This is a genomic window from Rhizobium sp. NPDC092011, assembly GCF_044756305.1.
Lineage (GTDB): Bacteria > Pseudomonadota > Alphaproteobacteria > Rhizobiales > Rhizobiaceae > Rhizobium.
In genome coordinates, this window is the sequence record NZ_JBIVSO010000001.1 from 1,565,894 (window position 1) to 1,585,915 (window position 20,022).

The following is a 20,022-nucleotide window of genomic DNA, read 5'->3' on the forward strand; positions in this document are numbered from 1 at the left end:
TCGCCTCTATTGGTCAATGGAGACCATAAAATGCGAAACCGCATCTATAGATATATCTTACACGCAATTCCATTTCTGCTGATTGCCACCGCAGCTCACGCCGACAATGTGCAGATTGCAACGAATACCGCGGCTTTGTCGGCGATGAGTGTGTCGGGTGGGCCTCCCGTTGTCATGCGTCTCGGCTATGTAGCGGTAGGTGATGCTCCGACCCTTCTTTACATAGCATCATCTTTGCCCTGCTCGATGAATTCCGGTTCCGGCGATGGTGGTGCGCAAGTACCGAGTGTCGATGGGAAATGCTGGGTCGCTACATTTCCGGCAGAAGGTGCGGATATTCGAGAATGGGGGGCGAAAGGCGACGGATCTACCCTCGCGACATCCGCGTTCAATGCCGCGTTTGCTGCCGGTAATGTCTGCGTCCTCGTCCCGCCATCGACAAACGGATTTTATGTGGATGCTCTGACGATACCTCAGGGCGGATGCTTACGAGGTTCAGCGACGGCGCCCGGAAGTTATAACGCGGGATATGCTGGTACGTCATGGATAAAATGCGTAGCTGTTGCTAACTCGACCTGCGTCCTGTCGGCTGCTTCCGATGGCTCTCATAGCCCCGGAATAATTGAGCGGATCACGATCGTCGGTTCGCCATCGGTGCCGAATTCCGGTGCGGTCGGTTATCAGATGACGGACGGCTACAACATCGTCATCAGAGATCTCAGTGTCTTCAACTTCGATACGTGCACGAAATGGGGGCCGACCATTGCCGGCATTGCCGCGCATGTCTACAACCTAAATCAAGGCCGATGCCGGACGCATTATTCGGTCGTTGACGGTTTCCCCGAGGTCTATTTTTACGGTGGCCGCTGGGGGATGAACAATTCCGGAGACTTTACGAACTCTGACGATTTTGTTCTGTTCACGCGGACGGCGGCCGTCGGTGCCGGCGGCGGCCCAAATACGGTCATTTTGGACGGCATCCAGTTCAATCCCGGCGCGGGCGGCGTCGGCTGCGCCTTCAAATGGGCCGGATATACGGGCTCTGGCGGGGTACAGCAGATCTTCAAGATCCTGAACTCACACGTCGAATATCACACCTACACAGGATCGAATGAAACGGGGTTTTTCTGCTCAGACAGCACGGTTCCAAGCATTCGAGCGCTTTGGGTTGACAACGTTGATGGTGATAACGGCTTGACCGGGGGCCTCTTCAATTTCAACTCGGCGACCGCGCTGCAAGAATTTCATATGAAGGACACAACATGGAACTGCAGCGGGACAAACATCGATTTTTCCGCATCGAGCACTTATGCTGAGGCGAATTTCTTCACGCATAACACTTGGTGCGGAACGGTCTCGTGGGGCGGAGGATCGAGCACGTCACTTTTCCTCAATCAAAACACCGACATCGGCAAGCTCACGCTGAGTGGAACGTGGGGCAATCTGGTCAACTCCGACAATATGATAGGCGGACTGGCAGACACCGCGACGGGAAACGTCACTGCATCCGGTTTCGGGCAAATCAGCTGGACCCCAGTCGTGACGTTTGGCGGGAGCAGCAACACGGGCTGGACGTATACATCGAGCGGATTTGCGGCGAGGCTGTCAAACGGCGGCTTCAAACTGCATGGCGAGATCGCTTTCTCAGCAAAAGCGGGAGGCGCGGCGGCAGGGAGCTTCAATGTCTCCGGTTCCCCATACGTTTGCAGCACCGCCGGCGCGGGTGACCCGGGTAGCGCCACGCCAATGGTCCTGCTCCACATGGCTGGGCTAGTGACCAGTGTACAAGCGCAGATGCTCTCGGACACGACCGTCGTCTTGACCCAGTATGCAAGTAACGGTCAAGTTGTCCTAACCGATGCCAATTTCACTGCGAGCTCCCAAATTCAGTTCGACGTTGAGTGCAATAAAGCTCAATAGCTTGGTGGCAGCGACTTGGTGTACTCGTCGCCAAGGCGGTTACGCGATGATGCATGAAGATCAATTCGCTGTCGCAGGCCGCTGATCGTCTACTTGCCCTGCCGAATAGTTAAGCGTCATCGCGGTCCTTGTGAAAAGGCCCGCGCGAGGCGGGCCTCGAAACGCCGTCCCAAGACCTGGATCAGAAAAACGCCGGATTGCGCCATACCTGGTCGCCATCCGCAACAAGCATCGGATCTCCGTGCTGATCATCCCTCGTCTTTGCGGCAACGATGCCTTCGCAAACCCAGCCATGCTTGGGAAACAAGCTGATGAGGCGCCGGTCCAAGTCAGCGGAATGCGTGCCGATGAATACGCGCTTCACCTGCTTCGTCACCACATCGATATGGTGTTCAAAGAGGTCGCCTTCGGCACCTTGAATATCGCAATGGATGAGATCAATGACCCCTTTGCCGTTCAGGACTGTTGCGAGACTATAACATGCGACATCTTCAATTTCTGCGACAAGGCCGACGTGGTGCCTCACAAATGTCCCGAATGCATCTCCGTCATTGCCCTCGCCGGAAAAAGCAGCGGCGGCGCCATAGACATGCCCGGCCTGCGCTGCCCGAGGGAACCTGGCTATTCCGTCCTCAACCCCGATGACCCCATGGATAACGTCGGCGTCACTATCGGGAATGGAGTTTTCACGAAACGAATGATGAATGTAATCGATATGACCACGATCCCCTTCGATCGCGGTCACATGAGCGCTTAAACCTTTCTGTTTGGCGGCCACGTAGCCGATTGCCGCCCAAGGTGCCCATCCGGCGCCGAGCTCAATCATGCTGAATCGTTCCCGAGCGTCCAGAACTGAACGCAACACCGCGATCCATTCCAAGGCGGCACCATGAAAATTACCGGGAAACGGAAATGATTCAACCAGTCCCGAATGGCCTGCAAGACCGACATGGTTCACATTGGAAACGCAACCGAGGAAGTTGGTCACAAAGCCCGCTCGTCCCGGACCCTCATACTTTCTGAATTGTCGAAATACATCCATTGCCTCTCTGCCGGAGGAACCATATGTGTGAATGTGTCCATGTATGGTCTTGAATTCATCAGAAGTGCTGATTTGCCGTATAAGATCTTCATATGAAAGTGAGTTGCTCTCCAGCAAATCGAGATAAGAACTCATACCGCTTTTGTCAGGATCTCGTCCTAAAAGGCCTCTGTATGTTGCGATGATGACGTCCTTTGCATCGCTGGTTTTTGATTGCTCTTCGATCACAATGCACTCCATTTCCGTTTTCATGTGATAGTGCACCTAAATAAACGTATGGATTGCTGACATTGATGCGGTTGTTCACATCAATATGATGCACCATCACGTCTGGGTTTGATCTGTATCCCGTTGGCCGGACTAGCTTGGTGTCAGTTTTCCGTGCTTTCTTAGAAATTATTGCAATAAAACACTATTTTCAACTGTGAAATCAATGTAGTGGCGCCAAAAATCTGAAATTTGTCTTTATCAATATTTTTATATTGAGATGTCGTCGCAATTTATACTATTGAGGCGCAATCGGTATATTACGAAGGAAGTTGCCCAGACAGGGTTTCCGATGACATGTGTGAGGCGCGTTGGCTCGCGAGGTTAGCCGCTTTCGTGATCTTTAATGGCGGTGAGCATAAGCCAGCCCAGCAGATAGCAAAGGCTCAAGGACAGGAAAACGACTGTAATGTTCTTGAGCGCATAAGGCATCTCTGCCTCGTCGGGCACCTGCGGTGGAACGATGACCTCAAGATAGAGCTGTTGCCGGCGGGCATCGGCTCGGGCCGCATCGAGGGCATCGAGGGCGACAACGAGCGCCTTGTTGGCAAATTCCCGCATCAGGACGAGACTTTCGTAATCCGCAATTCTGGGCGCGACCGACTTGTCCGATCCGACCATTTTGGCTCGCTCTTTTTCGATCTGCTCCTCCAGCGCCGCGATCTGGCTCGTCAGAAACGGAATGGAATTGCTGTCCGGTGCAGTCTTGCGGGTCTCAGCAAGGCTTGCCCGCGTGTTGGCGAGGGAGGCTGTCAGATTGCTGATGAGATCGATCATTGACATTGAGCTGGCATTCGGATCGATCATCAGCTCCTTGTTTCTGAAGTTTGTTATGTTTCTCTGTGCCTCTATGACCCGCTGCTGCGCTTCCTGCACCTCGCCATCGGCAAAGTGGACTGCATCGCCACGGGCACGGTTGTTGAGCCGGTCGAGAAGATCGCCGCCGAGAGCCAGCAATGAGGTGTTCAGGTCCGCCGCATCCTGCGCGTGAAAGGCCGTCGTCCGCAGCACCGTGATGCCCGTCGTGTCGTTGTGAATGACGGAGACTCGACTTGAATAGTAGTTGTAGAGTTCTTCCTCGCTATTATTCTCCCAGAACCGCGGAAAGCGCATCAACCGGTCCGCCTGCGCGCTGCCGAAAATGGTACGCATCGGAAGCCGCTCGCCAAGTTCCTTTAACGCCTGTCGCGAGCGGATGTATTCCTGCACGGAGAAGGTGTCGTCCTGCGAGCGGGTTATTCCGCTGTTCTGCAACAGAGAGCCGAAAAGATTGGAGGATGGTGGTGCGGCCATGCGGACGACGAAGGAGGATTCGGACACATAGATCGGTGCGGCGATCAAGGTATAATAGGCGCCAACGACAAGGGTAGGCCCCACGACGGCCAGCAGATAAACGGTCAGACGCCCAAAGCGCTTGCGGCGCTTTCGTGCTTTCGCAGGCCCGGCGATCGATCTTGCAATCATTTCGCGCAAAGGCCGCGGACGCTGCTCTGCATCGCGTTTCTTGTTTTGAGTCTCGGGGGTTATCAGAGCCATGGGTCTGCCCTTTCTGATGATCGCATGTCATTGCGGTCCGGCGCGGAGACGCCGCCGACGGTAATTGTCCAATTCCGACGCAATGAAGATTGAGCTGTCGGCCTTCGCCGGTATCGTTGACTTACCGTCTGACGGAGATGGGCCAGCAACCGGAAGGAATTCGGGTGAATAGGGGATCGGCAAACGCTCGCGGCAGCTCGCAGTTCATTACCGGATTGAAGATCCAGGGACGTGTCCTTGGCGCACTGATCATGCGCGAAATGCTCATTCGCTACGGTCGAGAGAATATAGGCTTCCTCTGGCTTGCGCTGGAGCCGATGATGCTGACCACGGGCGTGATGGTCATGTGGACGCTGCTTAATCACGAGGCACACGGATTGACGGTCGCAGCCTTCGTTCTGAGCGGCTACATGCCTTTGACGCTTTGGCGCCATATCAGCGGTCACGCCGTTTCGTGCCTGCGCCAGAACCTGCCTTTGATGTACCATCGTCAGATACGTCTTGCCGATGCGCTGATCGCACGCGCGCTTCTGGAAACTGCCGGTACGACCGTCGCGCTCGTTATTGTCTACACAGTCGTACGTTTGGCGAACATCATACCGCCATATCAGAATCTCGGTCTGCTGCTGGCCGGATGGCTGTTCATGGCCTGGTTCTCTTTCGCGGTCGGGCTTGTTTTCGCCGCAGGCTCGGAGCGGTTCGAGTTCGTCGAAAAGCTGGTTCCGCCATTTCAGTACTTGACGTTGCCCATCGGCGGCATGTTCTTCATGGTGGCCTGGCTGCCGAGCGGCGCTCAGCGGCTGGCGCTCTATATCCCTACCGTTCATTGCTTCGAGATCTTTCGCGCCGGTGTCTTCGGCGACACGGTGCAAAGCTTCTACGACGTCGACTATCTCCTGAAGTGCTGCCTGTTCACCACGGCCGTCGGGTTCTTCCTGATCAACAGGGTACGCAACCACATCAAATTCGAATGATGCCGCAGTTGCCGCGCTAATGTTGGACACAGCCTGACACCTGGTTCTGGAATTCGTCGCGACGCAGCGGCGTTTTATGCAACGCCTTTCGATTGTGTTGAGCCTTTGTGTAGCCTCCATAACCGGCGCCCAGAAATCCCGACTACGGAACAGAATGACTTTGAAGGTGCCGAAGGCCTCGCGCTGCAAGTCAGGCCCGGCTTTCAGCAGATCGCAGGGAACGGCGAGCAAGGCGTGCTCGCAATTCATGAGCGAAGCACGCGCTGCCCGATTGAAATCGACCACGAGTGTCGTCGATGCGGATGCTTTCAATCGATCGCAGAAACCCTTTCTGGCTTCGAACTGAAGTTTCTTCTGGATCGGTTCAGAGCCCCCCTCAATGGTGGTTATATCGACCTGTCCGTCATTCATGAAGCTGGCAACGTAGATGCCACAGCAGAAGAAGACGATCCTGCTATCCTCAAATGCGTACCGGGCGAATTTCTCGCTAGGGCATGAGCCGAAATAGGCGATGCCACCCATACAATTTCCCTTTTTCTGCTCAACACGGTCACCATTTTCGATCCTTGTTCAGATCGGAAGCGGCAAGTCGAACGCGATAGCTAGGCCGCAGTCTCCTTCTGGCGTTGCCTTTTGCGCTTCGTTAGGATCGGTGCCAACTCGAGGTGTTGAAGCCGCCGGCTGACGTCTCCCGCACGATCTTCGTGAACTGCAAATATGTTGGTCACCATGCCTGCCGAGAAATTCGCGTCGAATTCGTCGGACGTTGCGATTCGCGTCAGGCGGCGCTGGGAACTGGTCCAAATATTGTAACCAAGATGAGCTAGCTGGTGGTGGATCTCGCCCGGGCTCGTTTTGGAGACGATGGAAAGCATGTCCTGATTGATTTCCATCAATAGCGATGGTTTCCATGTCGCAATGGTTCTTTGCGCACCCTTCAAAAACAGGCCTTCCGCTCCCTGGATATCGACTTTCATGACATCGGGTCGTAGATGGCCGACGGTGCGATCGAGTGTCTCGACCTTGGTCACGCAACCGACCTTGGTTTCGCCCGCGTTCGTGACCAATCGTGTCGCGCCGGCATTGACCGTTTCCGCGGCATCGTTGAGCGGTAATTCTCCTGGAGCATGAGCAAGAGCAAGCTGGCGAACGCTGACCCGGTCTTCAAGACCGTTCTCCAGGATCGACCTATTGAACAGATCCCAGAGCTTCGGCAAAGGCTCGAAGGCGAGAACCGTTCCTCTAAACGGGGAGTGGTGGGCTGCGACGGAGAGGGAATAGTAGCCGACATTGCCGCCGACATCGATGAACTGTCCGTTATCGGGCAGGATGGCCTTGACGAGCTCGATGTCGAATTTCTCGTATTCGCCGCTCATAATGCCAAAAGAGATATGATACTGGCGAAGATCCAGGTACAATTTGAAATTGTAAGCGGTCTCAAACAGAACGATAATCGACTTTGGCACGAAATTATGAAACAGCAATTCGCTGTGGCGCTGGTGAAATTCATTGGACGTCAGAAAACGCCTGCGGTGGTCATCGAGCGAGAGATCTGTGATCTGCAGTAGATGGTGGGCGATGACATTGCGCTCATCCTCATTGATCGGACGGCCGAGAATGAATTTGTAGCAATTCTCGATGTCATAAAAGCTTGTCACCTCGCTGCTCCCACGACTTGTTTGCGAACCGGATCTGTTTCGTTGCTGTCCTGTGCCTGCATTGCTGTCCTTCTCCTCCTGCGGGGCGTTGATCACTGCAAAATTGCCGAAGGCGACAGTCTCTCGGTACCTCGTGAGGCTCGCTGGGCAGCGTGACGTCGTGCCGAAAGATCGGTTTCGATCAGCGTCTCCAAATCATCGAAATGCGTGTCCCAGCCGCTCGGCGTGCTTGATTTCATACGGCGTTGTGGCGAGGCGGCGATCGTGTCGACCGCGGCTTTCCAGTTTAGCCCATCCAGCGGGTCGAGGAAGATAGCCGGCTGCCCGGCCGCAGCTTCGCGATGCGCGCTGATGTTGGAAGCGATGACGGGGATGCCGAGCGCGATAGCCTCGGCGACAGGCATGCCATAACCCTCTGTGAAGGATGGGGCCAGAAGGGCAACTGCGCCGGTGATAAGCCGGGCTAAGGCTGCATCCTCAAGTCCCGGTACTTCGATGACAAGTCCGGGCAGGGCGGGGCACCGCTCCAGCATCGCCAGGATGTGACTGTTTTCCCATCCTCTCTTGCCGACGATTACCAACCGTGGGGCCATCGGCCCGTCACGTTCGGCAAGATATTGCCACAGGTGCAACAACAGGATGTGATTCTTGCGTGGTTCGATCGTTCCAAGTGTTACGAAATATGGCATTCGGGTCGGTGCCATGTCTGATGGCGACGACCGGAAGCACTGTTCGACACCTGGCGGCAGCACGGCGATTGATGGGGGTGTCCTGTTGCTCTGCTGGGCAAACGTGCGTAACACGCGTGCCGTTACCTGCGAGTTGCAAAGCACCAACGACGCGTGTTTCAGCACCGTCTCCATCCTGCGGCGGTGGCGCTCCGGCTCCTCCGGTCGGACGAATTCGGGATGCGACAACGGGATAAGATCGTGAACGTAAAAGACACCTGTCCGACCGGCTTTTCCGAGCCAGGAGAAAGCCGATGTCCGCTCCAGCCGACTGTGCGATACGTGGACAAAGGTGGTGCTGTCCGGCAGCCGCAGACTAGGTGCGAAATGATTGGCGACGGCATGCGCGACCTTACGCAGTTTTTGCGTACGAGCTTCACCCGTTTTCGCTTCCGCCGTTGCCTGCCATCTGATCTTACCGTCGATGGCGGCGAAAATCCGATCGAGAAGGGCGGTCTGTGCAGGCGATATTTCTGTCGCAGCCCAGCGGCTATTGAGCATGGAAACCAGCGCGTCGGCCCGTTTTGACGGAATGGCGACGGCACTACTATGGCTGGTTTCGACAAACCAGGACGATTGCGGAAACGGATCGAAATTGATCGGGGCAGTCTGCTTTCGACGCTCGTTCAACCAATTGGCATAATGAAGCTCATAGCGGTCGATACCCGTCGGCGTCGGGCAATGTGCCCGTTCCATCAATCGCGAAATATCCATGACGACGGGCTTCACCATGATTTTCTCACTTCAAGCATATGGATGGCCTTTGCAAGCCAGTGTCGCCGCGACGGATTCGGGGCCAAGCCCTGGCTTGCGCGATAGAGTTCGGCGACGACATCTTCCGCTTCGCATGGAAGATTGGTGATATTCGACCAGTATCGCGGATAGAGGATGAGCGCGCCGGCAACCAGCGCATCGAGCGTTAACACGCGCTTCCGCCGCAACGAAACCACGGTATCGTGCGTCAAGCCCCAGCCGGCGTAGAATGGAAGGCCATAGCACCATACTGGCCTTTCACGCAGCAGCGCTTCAAATCCAATCTGCGAGGTCGCGACATGAACTTCGTCGACGGTGCTCAAGAGATTATTCAAATCGACATTGCCAATGACGAGATCGGCAGCCTCAGCCGATGGCGTTGGAGGCGCTCGGCGGCCCGCCGCCTTGGCCAGAAGATCTGGATGCTGCTTGTAGATGATGAAGGCTTCCGGTCTTGCGCGCCGGACGGCCTTCAGCAAGTCGACGTCGGATGTGTGGCTCGCCATCCCGAAGCGCAGCGAGGCGTCGTTTGGAACTTGCCCAGCCACCAGAACGATAGTGCGCCCCTTGGCCAGGGCACGATAATCCGGAGCGGGCTGCGGTGGCAGATTGTATTTGGTGATACCCATGGAGACGATGGCCTGCCGCAGGCGTTTCGCCCGCTTAAGAAACGCATCGTCAAAATTCGTCCTGTTCAGGATCGTTTCAAGCTGGCTTGGGGTGGAGGCATCGAAATAGATGCCTTGCTCGTCGAAGCAGAGCGAGGATGGGGGTACAAGCGAGCTGCCGAGGCCGGAGGAACGTATGAAGCCGTCTTCGACGCGAATGATCGGTAACTTCTTACCCCGATCCCCCAGGATGCCTGGCTCTGGAAGTGCGGCGTTCCCCCAAAGGACGATTGTGTCGGTGCCTTGGATCTCCGAGGCAGTTGGATTGGTGGCGAACCGAACTAGCGATCGGGGACTGTTCAAATAACGGCGCATGACCGCGCGTTTGTGAAGAGAAAAGTTGATGCAAAGGTATCGGCCGGCGAGCGACCGGGCGCGAATGCGCCATTCGAGGAGCCGTTCAACGGCCTGTTCCGCGGTGATCGGGCTGCGCGAGACCGGATCAACGTAGTGGGAATATTGCAAGAGCGCAGCCGCGGCAAACTCGTCTATGCTGACATGGCGGCCTCGGCGGGAGCGCGCTGAAACGGCCACCGCACCTTCGGCATGGTCCGCGGTGAGCCCCCAGCCAGCATAAGCGGGCATGCCGAATGTGACGACGGGTATTTCGCGTAGAAGCGCCTCCAGACCGATTTGGCTTGATACCGTCCAGACTTCATCCACCATATCCAGCAAGGAATGGGTTGAAACCGCGCTGTCCACAAACTGCACGCCTGCGGCTCGGGCGAGGGGCTGAAGAAACCCTCTGGCACGGCCCGCTACGACTTCGGGATGGCATTTGACGATGATGTCGGCATTTCCCGCGGCAAGAGCCGCCGCCCACATCCGCGTGAAAGTTGTCGCATCTGCGCCGGCGCTCTCGACAACCCTGTTCCCCACAACTTCGTCGACAAGAAGGATGCGTCTGCGTCGGCTTCGGCGAAGGGGAATGGCCTCCTCGCGGAGGTTGTTGTCTTGGGAAAGTCTTTCGCGGATGATCCATCGCCGCAAGTCTCGTGCGCGCTGAATATCTGCTTCGGACGAGGCATCTTTAAGCAGTGCCTCCAGCCGCGAAGGTTGTCGGGCGGAGAAATGAATGCCCAGGTCATCGGCGACGATGGAGATCGGCGAGGCGGGGTTCGTGCCAACCGATTGGAGGAAGCCGCCTTCGACTGTCCAGAATGGCAGGCGCAGCACCTGTGCATAGATGCGAGCCAGACGGGCAAGCGGTCCGCCACCCCAGTTTACGACGCCATCAGCGGCGCTCATCGTCAATTCGATCGGTCTGAGCGATGCGGAAAAAGCGGGGCCGATGAGGGGGAAACGCTGCCGCGTCGGAAGGAAGGCCAGCAGCCGTGCGTTGTTTGGCGGCTGCCAAGGCGGTCGTTCGTTTGTCATTGCAATTGATGATTGCGCATCCTGGGGAAAGGCCATCGAATCTATGTGCATATAAATCCCCCGAACATGCCCGCTAGGGGCGATGACCCGCGCTTGAACGACGCGGCCCGCAATATCCGATCACAGCTGGCTGCATGAGCGCGATCGCTTTCGGGGCATGAAGAGCAATTGCAGCCAAGTGGCATCTTCAAATACCGCAACTGCCGGCTTGGGCCACAAAATTACGAGAACTGACAAGAAGCTTCGGCAAAACCGACCGAGCAGCGACAAGTGTCCATGAACGTTCAACGCAAAGCCGCTACCTATTTGCTTCAAGGTGCCTCCGAGCTTTCCCATTCCGAACTCCTTGAACCAGCAATGAGGGAGAAACGGCTAATCGAATGGAAGTTATTGCCGCCGCAATTTCGCCTCGCCATACGGATCGCGTCGCCAAAGTATTAAATGCGACAGATGGATATTATTCTTGATAAATTATGTAAAAATTCTCGAGGCTGGGAATTATATTTGACTTTAAAAGGATATGTGGGAACCTCATGTGAAGTAAACAGCCATCGAAATCGCCGTGGGCGTTAGCATCAACGGCGAAGCGAAACGATGGAAGCCGTTAGGCCACGGGAGCCGACCGGCGATGTCGGAGAGGCGTCCGTGGGATGGTCTTGACCATCCCAAGAGAGATTTGATGGTACCAAATGAGCCGCATCGAGAATAATAAAGAATTTGCCGATTTCATTACGCTGGTGAATGCGCGCACGTCGGCCGTCGTCATCGGTCGGCCGGTTTCTTGGCCCCATTTGGTGGCGCGATGGGTGCGATCGCAGCTGCTGCTATTGTTGATTGTCGTCGTGCCTGGCATGCTTGGGGCGGTCTATTATGGTTTCATCTGCGCCGACCAGTATTCCTCTGAAACGCAATTCGTCGTGCGCAGTCCCAACAGGAATGCCGCAGGGCTGCTCAGCGGCTTCCTTCAGAGTACCGGGTTTGTCCGTGCGCAGGACGACAGCTATATTGTCACCGAATTCATCAAGTCCCGGGCCGCCGTCGATGCCTTGGTAGATAGGGATGGTCTGAAACAGATCCTTTCTCGTCCCGAAGGCGACTTCCTCAGCCGGTATCCGCTACCCTGGGCTGAAGCCAACAATGAGGCTCTGTATCGGCACTACCTTGGTTTCATCAAAGTGCATACCGACAGCGGCAGTGGTGTGACGACACTGGACGTGCGCGCATTTCGTGCCGAGGATGCTTATCGCCTAGCCAACGCCCTTGTTCGGCATGCCGAGGAGCTCATCAATCGCCTCAATGATCGTGCTCGCGAGGATGCCATCCACTACGCGCAGATCGAGGTGAACGACAGCCAGGCAAGGCTGTCCAACATGCAGAAAAGCCTGACCGAGTTCCGCAATCGCGAGGTGCTTGTCGACCCGAACAAGCAATCGTCCGCCGCCCTGGACATGATCGCCAGGCTTTCGGACAACCTAGCCGACAGCAAGGCGCGGCTCGCAGCTTTGGAGGAACAGGCGCCGCAAAGCCCGCAGGGCGAAGGGCTGCGGGCGCGCGTGGCGGCAATGGAGCGGCAGATTAGCGACGAACGGTCGCGTATCGTCGGCAGCGACGGCTCCATGGCGCCACGCATCGCGCAATATGACCAGCTGCTGCTGGAGAGGGAGATGGCTGCGAAGATGCTGACATCTGCTACCGTGTCGCTGGAAAATGCCCGTATCGACGCGCAGCGGCAGCAATTGTACCTGGAGCGGATAGCCGATCCGAATTTGCCCGACCATGCGCTGTATCCGAAACGTCTCGGTTCGTTTCTGATGCTGCTTGCTGTTTGCTTCGCGATTTTCTGGATCGTGCGCTTTTTTGCGATCCAGGTTTACGAGCATGCGGCCCAGCAATGATGAATTTTCCTTCCAGCCTTAAGCAAATGGCGGCATCGGGTCCGCCGGCGCCAAAGGAGGAAATTCCGTGGCACGAAGACGGTGTCGTCGGTGTCTTCGATCTCGTCAAGGAGTACGAAGTGCACGGCCGGATGCGCCGCGTGATCGACGGCGTGACATTCAAGATTGGCCGCGGCGAAAAAATCGCCGTCCTTGGGCACAATGGGGCCGGCAAATCGACGCTTGTCCGTATGATTGCAGGGATAGAGGAGCCGACATCGGGCAAGGTCGTGCGCAATATGTCGATGTCTTGGCCAATTGCCTTGAGTGGTGGTTTTGGCGGCTCGATGACCGGCTTCGATTGCATGCGTTTCCTGTCGCGCATTTACGACAAGCCGTTTAATGAAATTCGTGATTTGGTAGAGGATTTCAGCGAGTTGGGTCGCTATCTGCGAATGCCTCTCAGAACCTATTCCTCGGGCATGCGGGCCCGGCTGGCTTTCGGCATGTCGCTTGCCATCGACTTCGATTGCTACCTCATCGATGAGGTACTGGCCGTCGGCGACAAGCGCTTTCAGATACGCTGTTTCGAAGAGCTTTTCGTCAAGCGCAAGGATCGTTCCATGATCATTGTGGGACATAATCTCAATGTGATCGGAGATTTGTGCAGCTCGGCACTTGTATTGAAAAATGGTCGGGGCCGGGTATTCGACGATATCGAAACGGCATTTCGAATCTACTCCACATTGTAGATTCAGCATCTTTTGGTTGTTATTTTCGATGGACGATGTACGCGCATTAATTGCAACTTAATGCAATATCCACAGCGAGAGATGGATTTCTATGCTTCGAGCAGCCAGACCGGCACAAGGGATGCAACCCTGATAGCCATGACAAGCATTCCCAGCTAAGTCTATTATATATTATAATAATTGCAAAAAACTTGGGCGCAGATCGACGTCTTCGCCATACCGTCGTTCGGTTCCGTCGACCGGTTATTGCGCCAAAGGATTCAGTGCGCGAACCGGCTCCTGCAAGTCAATTCCGCTCGCCTGACAACTACTTCACCAACCACTACCAGTAGACACCCATGACGTATTTGTGGATGTCGACGTATTTTTTTCAATGCTGGCGTTTGGGAAACTCACCGTTCAGCAAGGCTCCAAACTGGTAGCATTTTGTATAACATCGTCATTATCTGTACTGTCGCGCTAAAATTCGTCGTGCTAATTTAAAAATCAGTAATGTAACGTAAGTTCAACAACTGCACCCTGCGGTAGTTTTGTGAGCAGGGCAATGGAGCCGTCGTAACGAACGCTAGAAAAAGTGGCCTAGATAGAAATCACGTGTTAGCGATAGCTAATATGAAACCAGGGATTTTGAGTAGGAATAGCGGATGGCGATGTTGGAAAGAGTTGTTGAGCAATGCGTTGGTACGTTCGAAGTTTATTCTCGTGATGCAATCATTCGCAATCTCGACATGCTTGAGCCAAATTGGAAATGGACGGTTCCCTCGGAAACCTCAGGCGACTACTCCTTCAAATTCAGCAAGCAACCGCTTCAATCCGCGTCGATCATAAGCGCCGAGCATTCCGCCGGCCTTGAAGGGATCGCGAAACAGGATTTGCCGCGGGTCAGCATCATATTCGTTCTTGCTGGCGAGATAGAGATCAATCACCGGCGAATGCAAAAATCCTTGCGCATTCCCGCCAACAGTGTCGCCAGCATTAGCGACCGTGCCGGCAGGCGACTTGAAATCAAGCCTCGTAGCTCCTGGCTATTGTTTCAAATCCCGGAATCCTTGATCCGCCAGCGCTTCGAAGAGCTGACGGGTAGGCCGTACGTGCAGGAATTCGCGCTGGCACCGGTAAGCTTCCGTCAAGGCGGCGCGCAAGGGCTCTATCAAACATTGCGCCAGGCCGAAAAGGATTTGACGACGGCGCGCCAAACCGAACGGATGATGCTCGCCAAGGCTTACGGCGAGCTCCTGCTGGTGAAGCTGTTTGCCAAGCTGCCGCACAATCTGTCCGATGCCTTCAACCGTGGGACGCTGGAAAGCGCGCCGTGGCAGCTCCTCAAAGCTGAGGCATTCATGCGCGACAACCTGCACAATGCCATCATGCTGGAGGATCTCGCGAACGCCGCCAGCTGCAGCGCGCGCGCCCTGCAACGCATGTTTAAGACCTATCGGGGCGATACCCCCATGGGAATACTGTGCAATTATCGGCTCGCTGCGGCACACGGCGCCATCAAAGGCGGCCACGCCGAAAGCATTACCGACCTCGCCATGAGCCTGCAATTCTCCAATCCCGGGCGGTTCTCCGTTCTCTACAAACATGCCTATGGGTCCAGTCCTTCGTCGATCCTTCGTTTTACTCGGGAGCATAACGATGATGCTGGAGCGGCCTAACTTGCTTGGCACGATGGTGCCTCTTCAAAACTGTCTCCATGCATTCAGGATCGTCGATGCCGTTGAAATTCGGATTACTGTGCGTTCTCGCCTGCGTTCTTACGGGCTGTGCATTACCGGAGGCTGGACCAAAGGCTTCCCGCATATTGGAGGAGGCGGCGGCACGAACCATGCCGCCATTCGCGCTCGTCGATGTGACGTCTACGGCGATGGTCAGAAGCGTGACGCGACCCGAGTCCAGCTTTGCGGCCTATTTCGGTGAGGGTGCACGTGATCCAGGCCTTAGGATCGCGGTTGGCGATGTCGTTTCCGTCAACCTCTGGGAAGCGCCGCCGGGAAGCCTGTTCGGCATGGCCTCCAGCACTTCCGGCCAGCAGCAGGCGGCAGGGAGCTCGGTTGCAATTCCGCCGCAAACCATCAACAGCGACGGAACGATCAGTATTCCCTATGTAGGGAGAATTAACGCCGCCGGCCGAACGCCCGCGGCCGTCGAGCGAGCTGTCGTCTCGGGGCTTGTAGGCAAGGCAGTGCAGCCGCAGGCGCTGGTGACGGTGCAGCAGAGTGCCTCGAATACAGTCACCGTCACCGGGGAGGTGGCTGGTGGCGCGCGCGTTGCGCTGTCGCCGGCCGGCAATCGCGTGCTTGATGCCATAGCGGCGGCCGGAGGGTTGCGCGCGGGCGTCAACGATAGCGTCGTCTATCTAACGCGCGGGCGCCGTACGATGCATCTGCCCTTTACCGCGATTGTTCAAAATCCGCGTGAAAACGTAAGATTGCGGCCCGAAGACGTGATTACGGTCGTGCGCGAGCCGGCAACATATACGATCCTCGGCGCATCGGGGCAGAGCGGCGAGGTGCCCTTCAGTACGCAACATTTGAGCATGGCGAACGCCGTTGCGCGTGCGGGAGGATTGCAGGATGCCCGGGCGGATGTCGCAGGTGTGTTCCTTTTTCGCTATGAGCCGCTTGATGTTGCACGGCGCATCGTCGCCCCGAACAATCCGCTGCTGCGTAGAGGCGGCCCTGTTCCGATCGTCTATCGGTTCAACCTGAAAAACGGCTCTACGCTGCTTGCAATGCAGACCTTCGACGTCCAATCGCGAGATATCATCTATATCTCCAATGCTTCGTCGATCGATATTCAGAAGTTCATGGGCCTCTTCCAAGGTGTCACCGGCACGGCCCTATCGGCTGCCTCAGTCGGCATCGCCGCGTCCACGGCAAACTGAGGACAACGAACGGAGCAACGCGAAGGCTGGGAACGGACGATCTCCCTGTATCGGAAATTGCATGACGTTGCCCGGCCTGCAGAAAGCGTTGCGGACATTTTGGACCGAGAGAGGTACGATGAGTTCTTCGGCACTGCTACATCTTCATGAATTGATGGCCTTCGACCGGCATCAGGCCGAGGCTGCCATCTTGCAGCGCGTGAGCAGCGCATATCTTGGGAACCACACTGCTCTGGTCCGCGTGCTTGGTCGCTACAAGCTCTACGTGGACACCCGCGACAGAGGTTTCGGCTCTCATGTTCTCCTTGATGGCTTTTGGGAAATCTGGCTGACGTTGTTCTGTGCACGCAACGTCAAGCGCGGCATGACCGCAATCGACGTCGGCGCGAATTTCGGATATTACTCGCTGCTGCTTGCCGAGCTTGTCGGCACCAAGGGCGAACTGATCGCCGTAGAGCCCAACCCTCATGCTGCTGATTTCCTGCACCGCAGCATCGAACTCAATGGGCTGCTCGGTCGGACGCGCATCGAAACATTGGGACTTGGCGCGACGATATCGGGGGAGGCCTGCCTCTATGTTCCCCACAGCGAGCCGAAGAATGCGCTGATCGTTTCAGAAATGTTCGAGCCTCGTGCGGAGGATGGTGTCGTCATCAAGGTTCCCGTGATGACCCTCGACCAGCTCAGCACCTCCTGCTCGCGTGTCGATTTCATCAAGATCGACGCCGAGGGAGCGGAGGAGGTCATCCTTGAAGGAATGGCCGAGACCATTGCACTCCATAAGCCGATGATAGTGGTCGAATTCAATCCCGCTCGTTATGCCGACGCGCGCGGTTTCCTCGAGCGACTTGGCGGCATCTATGGGGCATTGCGGCGCCTCGATTTCAGCGGCGAGGCCGTTCCTATCACCAGCGAGGACCTGCTTTCGAAATACGGAGCCGACGACTCGTTGCTCGTCCTGTCGCAGGACAAGCCGGCTTGATCGAGAGCGGTGAGGGGCTTCACATGCAGACGGAGAGAGCAGAGTGAGCAAGACGATCCTTTACGATGGTCTCAATCTTTCCCTGACGAAGGGCACCGGTGTTGCAACCTACACTCGCAGCCTGATGTCGGTAGCCCAGTCCCTCGGCTACCGGACTGGGGTGGTCCACGGAATTCCCGGGAAAGTCCCGAAGGACCCTGTGTTGCGGGAGGTCCTTTTCTTCGATGATGCCAGCGCTCGCGCGCCCGGCGCGTTTTCGAGTGCAAGGCGCTGGATGCGGCGCCGCATCGCCGCCCCTTTCGGCATTACGCCGATTTCGATCCCCGTCAGTGGCACCGTCATCCTGAAATCGGTTCAATCGCAATTTGGCAGTTCGGACACCGTTTACGCCGCCAACGATCTGTTTCAGCTCGCGCGCCATCATTTCAAGCGCTACGGCAATAATCTCACCATGAAGTTCGAAACACAGCCCGATCTTCTCCATTGTACCTATCCAATGCCGATCGAGGCAAGAAGGGCGCTGAATATCTATACGATCCACGATCTGGTTCCCTTGCGGCTGCCCTATCTGACCGACGACGACAAGCGCTATCACTATAAGATGCTTCGTTCTCTGGTTCGGCGGGCGGATCATATTGTGACGGTATCCGAAACGTCGCGCGCTGATATCATCAAGGTTCTTGGTGTCGATGAAGCGCGCGTCAGCAATACCTATCAGGCCGTTCATGTGCCGGAGCGGCTTCGCGAGAAGCCGGCCGATGTGGTTGCCGACGAGGTCGCCGGCATCTTCCATCTCGATTGGAAAGGTTATTTTCTGTTCTTTGGCGCTTTCGAGCCGAAGAAGAACATCTCGCGGCTGATCGAAGCCTACCTTGCCGCAAAGACAGCCAAACCGCTTATCATCGTCGGCGCTCCCGGCTGGAAGGGCGCCGAGACGCAGCAGCTCATCGATGGCGATCGCTTTCGGTTCTATCTTCAAGCAGAAGACCGCATCCTGCCGCAGCGTCAGATCCAGCGTTTCGATTTCGTGTCCTATCCCTTGCTGATAAGTTTGATCAGGGGGGCACGCGCTGTACTGTTTCCCTCACTCTACGAGGGCTTCGGCCTGCCTGTGCTCGAATCCATGCAGCTTGGAACGCCGGTTCTGAGTTCCACAGAAGGATCGATCCCTGAAATTGCCGGAAATGCTGCGTTGCTGGTCGATCCCTACGACACGGAAGAGATGCGCAAGGCGATCGTCAGTCTGGATCAGGATGACGAACTGTGCGCCTCGTTCGCCAAATCCGGCCCCACGCAGGCCGCACGTTTTTCGCCGGATCGATATCAGCAGAAGATAGCTACGCTTTATGATAGCCTCTTCAACGGGTAATCAAGAGAGGAGTGCGCCATGACCATCCTCTTTGCGTTCGGGATGCCGGGCGTCATGTCTTCCTGGGGTGTTGCTGCGGTTCACGCATTGGCCCGCGAAGCATTCGGCGATTACAGGGTCATAGCGACTGATACCGTCGACGACCTTAAGCAGCACGTCGTGGCGCAATCGGGCATGGATGCCGTTCTTGTCTCGCAGTTTCCTGAAGCCAGGCTTTCGGAATTGATCCTCAGGGTCAACGTGCCGTTTCTGCTGCTTCTCGAAGACCCCATCGACGCGGTTTCCTATCTCGCTCGTGCGACCGAACAGCGGGACATCGGCTTGGTCAGAGCCGTATCGGCAAGCCTTGCCTGCCTCGAACCCCTTGCCGGCGCTTCCGGAGCGCTGGTCTTGCGCCGCAGCGAGATCGATCAAGGCGGCAGCATAGACCTGCTGCTGAAGACGATGGACAAACATTTCAGCACCGAGCTCAAACTGGAACAAATTGCGAATGCGCTGCTACATGTCGGCATGACGCCCCCAGGGCAACCATCGCGCGCCGAGGCACCGAAACTGGAAGAGGCCGCCGCGGCGGTGATTGCCGGATATTTGACACCACAGGAGGCCGTGCCTGAAGTCAGTGAAGGACTGCGCGAGATTGCAAAGAAGGTTCTCCGTCCCTTGGCAAGCGATCGCCGCCAAGCCACGGGCAACATCTTCTGGCCGCAGGAGGCATTTCTATCTGGCGACAGTTTGGGAAATGCCCTGGATGACCTTATCGACCTGACCGGCGGAGCGCGCTGTCTCATCTATGGGCCTTATCTGCACCTGCCGACCGGACGCTGGAATGCCAGATTCCTCTTCGACGTCGAAGAGGACTGCTATGGCCAGATCTTCACCTTGGAGATCCATGCCACTGACCTCTTGGGCAAATTGCGCGTTTGCCCGCAAGGCACGGGGTCTTTCGAGGCAGCGGTGCCGGTGGAGGTGGTCGATCCACGTGCCCCCATCGAGGTTCGGGTCATGATGGACAGCGGCGCCATCGAAGGACGGCTTTCGGCCTGGAGCGTCGAATGGTTGCGGGCTGCGTGATATGATGGCACCTTCGCCCTCGATAGACCGTTAACGGCATTCTTTTGTTGCTCAACATTTCCAGCCCCAGGAATTTTGTAAATCAAGGTTTCCTGTGCAGGAGTTTCCGTATTGGTGCCGCAAAACCATTCTTTTCAGGGGATCGATAATTTGTATAACGGTTG

General features: G+C 56.3%; 14 protein-coding genes. 9 read left to right on the plus strand and 5 right to left on the minus strand.

Translation table 11 applies throughout. The features are described from left to right. Positions 1–30 precede the first annotated feature (30 nt). Entirely contained in the window at positions 31–1,920 is a 1,890-nt protein-coding gene (locus ACIQJ2_RS07145) for a hypothetical protein (protein WP_400668211.1), read from the plus strand. Positions 1,921–2,101: 181 nt separating this feature from the next. Here ACIQJ2_RS07145 and ACIQJ2_RS07150 read toward each other — a convergent pair whose 3' ends face one another. Further along, the gene (locus ACIQJ2_RS07150; RefSeq protein ID WP_400668214.1) at positions 2,102–3,214 is read right to left on the minus strand and encodes a DUF4214 domain-containing protein; all 1,113 of its coding nucleotides are present in this window, start codon (positions 3,212–3,214) and stop codon (positions 2,102–2,104) included. A 339-nt stretch (positions 3,215–3,553) separates the two neighbouring features. Then, a complete protein-coding gene (locus tag ACIQJ2_RS07155) occupies positions 3,554–4,765 on the minus strand; it encodes a capsule biosynthesis protein (RefSeq protein ID WP_400668217.1) in 1,212 nt (403 codons plus the stop codon). A gap of 164 nt (positions 4,766–4,929) precedes the next feature. Here ACIQJ2_RS07155 and ACIQJ2_RS07160 point away from each other — a divergent pair, with 164 nt between their 5' ends. Further along, on the plus strand, positions 4,930–5,739 hold the full coding sequence (locus ACIQJ2_RS07160; RefSeq protein WP_400668220.1) for an ABC transporter permease: 810 nt from the start codon (positions 4,930–4,932) through the stop codon (positions 5,737–5,739). Positions 5,740–6,341: 602 nt separating this feature from the next. On the opposite strand, the gene ACIQJ2_RS07165 is transcribed toward ACIQJ2_RS07160, so the two are convergent. The 3 genes from ACIQJ2_RS07165 to ACIQJ2_RS07175 all read right to left on the minus strand — a co-directional run bounded on the left by ACIQJ2_RS07165 (position 6,342) and on the right by ACIQJ2_RS07175 (position 10,794). Then, positions 6,342–7,397 (minus strand): FkbM family methyltransferase, encoded by a 1,056-nt coding sequence (locus ACIQJ2_RS07165; protein ID WP_400668225.1) that lies wholly within the window; start codon positions 7,395–7,397, stop codon positions 6,342–6,344. A gap of 92 nt (positions 7,398–7,489) precedes the next feature. Next, positions 7,490–8,857, minus strand: coding sequence for a glycosyltransferase family 4 protein (locus ACIQJ2_RS07170; RefSeq protein WP_400668228.1), 1,368 nt, complete (start codon positions 8,855–8,857; stop codon positions 7,490–7,492). After that, on the minus strand, positions 8,851–10,794 hold the full coding sequence (locus ACIQJ2_RS07175; protein WP_400668230.1) for a capsular polysaccharide biosynthesis protein: 1,944 nt from the start codon (positions 10,792–10,794) through the stop codon (positions 8,851–8,853). The genes ACIQJ2_RS07170 and ACIQJ2_RS07175 overlap by 7 nt, the downstream gene beginning before the upstream one ends. Before the next feature lie 818 nt (positions 10,795–11,612). On the opposite strand from ACIQJ2_RS07175, the gene ACIQJ2_RS07180 reads away from it, so the two are divergent. The 7 genes from ACIQJ2_RS07180 (at position 11,613) to ACIQJ2_RS07210 (ending at position 19,858) form a co-directional block, all read left to right on the plus strand. Next, the gene (locus tag ACIQJ2_RS07180; RefSeq protein ID WP_400668232.1) at positions 11,613–12,818 is read left to right on the plus strand and encodes a capsule biosynthesis protein; all 1,206 of its coding nucleotides are present in this window, start codon (positions 11,613–11,615) and stop codon (positions 12,816–12,818) included. Further along, on the plus strand, positions 12,815–13,549 hold the full coding sequence (locus ACIQJ2_RS07185) for an ATP-binding cassette domain-containing protein (protein WP_199149685.1): 735 nt from the start codon (positions 12,815–12,817) through the stop codon (positions 13,547–13,549). Before ACIQJ2_RS07180 ends, ACIQJ2_RS07185 begins: the two co-directional genes overlap by 4 nt. Before the next feature lie 644 nt (positions 13,550–14,193). Further along, a complete protein-coding gene (locus ACIQJ2_RS07190) occupies positions 14,194–15,207 on the plus strand; it encodes a helix-turn-helix transcriptional regulator (RefSeq protein WP_199149684.1) in 1,014 nt (337 codons plus the stop codon). 170 nt (positions 15,208–15,377) lie between these two features. Further along, positions 15,378–16,436: a polysaccharide biosynthesis/export family protein gene (locus ACIQJ2_RS07195; protein WP_246762275.1), complete on the plus strand. Its 1,059-nt coding sequence runs from the start codon at positions 15,378–15,380 to the stop codon at positions 16,434–16,436. Positions 16,437–16,554: 118 nt separating this feature from the next. After that, entirely contained in the window at positions 16,555–17,418 is an 864-nt protein-coding gene (locus tag ACIQJ2_RS07200; protein ID WP_400668237.1) for an FkbM family methyltransferase, read from the plus strand. Between the two features lie 43 nt (positions 17,419–17,461). Next, the gene (locus ACIQJ2_RS07205; protein ID WP_400668240.1) at positions 17,462–18,787 is read left to right on the plus strand and encodes a glycosyltransferase family 4 protein; all 1,326 of its coding nucleotides are present in this window, start codon (positions 17,462–17,464) and stop codon (positions 18,785–18,787) included. Between the two features lie 18 nt (positions 18,788–18,805). Then, positions 18,806–19,858, plus strand: coding sequence for a hypothetical protein (locus ACIQJ2_RS07210; RefSeq protein WP_400668243.1), 1,053 nt, complete (start codon positions 18,806–18,808; stop codon positions 19,856–19,858). Positions 19,859–20,022: the final 164 nt, after the last annotated feature.

What these genes read in the sequence shown, in the direction of transcription:
- ACIQJ2_RS07190 (WP_199149684.1), top strand. Translation starts at nt 14,194, where the DNA reads ATGGCGATGTTGGAAAGAGTTGTTGAGCAATGCGTTGGTACGTTCGAA.
- ACIQJ2_RS07145 (WP_400668211.1), top strand. Translation starts at nt 31, where the DNA reads ATGCGAAACCGCATCTATAGATATATCTTACACGCAATTCCATTTCTG.
- ACIQJ2_RS07210 (WP_400668243.1), top strand. Translation starts at nt 18,806, where the DNA reads ATGACCATCCTCTTTGCGTTCGGGATGCCGGGCGTCATGTCTTCCTGG.
- ACIQJ2_RS07200 (WP_400668237.1), top strand. Translation starts at nt 16,555, where the DNA reads ATGAGTTCTTCGGCACTGCTACATCTTCATGAATTGATGGCCTTCGAC.
- ACIQJ2_RS07150 (WP_400668214.1), bottom strand. Translation starts at nt 3,214, where the DNA reads ATGAAAACGGAAATGGAGTGCATTGTGATCGAAGAGCAATCAAAAACC.
- ACIQJ2_RS07180 (WP_400668232.1), top strand. Translation starts at nt 11,613, where the DNA reads ATGAGCCGCATCGAGAATAATAAAGAATTTGCCGATTTCATTACGCTG.
- ACIQJ2_RS07155 (WP_400668217.1), bottom strand. Translation starts at nt 4,765, where the DNA reads ATGGCTCTGATAACCCCCGAGACTCAAAACAAGAAACGCGATGCAGAG.
- ACIQJ2_RS07185 (WP_199149685.1), top strand. Translation starts at nt 12,815, where the DNA reads ATGATGAATTTTCCTTCCAGCCTTAAGCAAATGGCGGCATCGGGTCCG.
- ACIQJ2_RS07195 (WP_246762275.1), top strand. Translation starts at nt 15,378, where the DNA reads ATGCCGCCATTCGCGCTCGTCGATGTGACGTCTACGGCGATGGTCAGA.
- ACIQJ2_RS07175 (WP_400668230.1), bottom strand. Translation starts at nt 10,794, where the DNA reads ATGAGCGCCGCTGATGGCGTCGTAAACTGGGGTGGCGGACCGCTTGCC.
- ACIQJ2_RS07170 (WP_400668228.1), bottom strand. Translation starts at nt 8,857, where the DNA reads ATGGTGAAGCCCGTCGTCATGGATATTTCGCGATTGATGGAACGGGCA.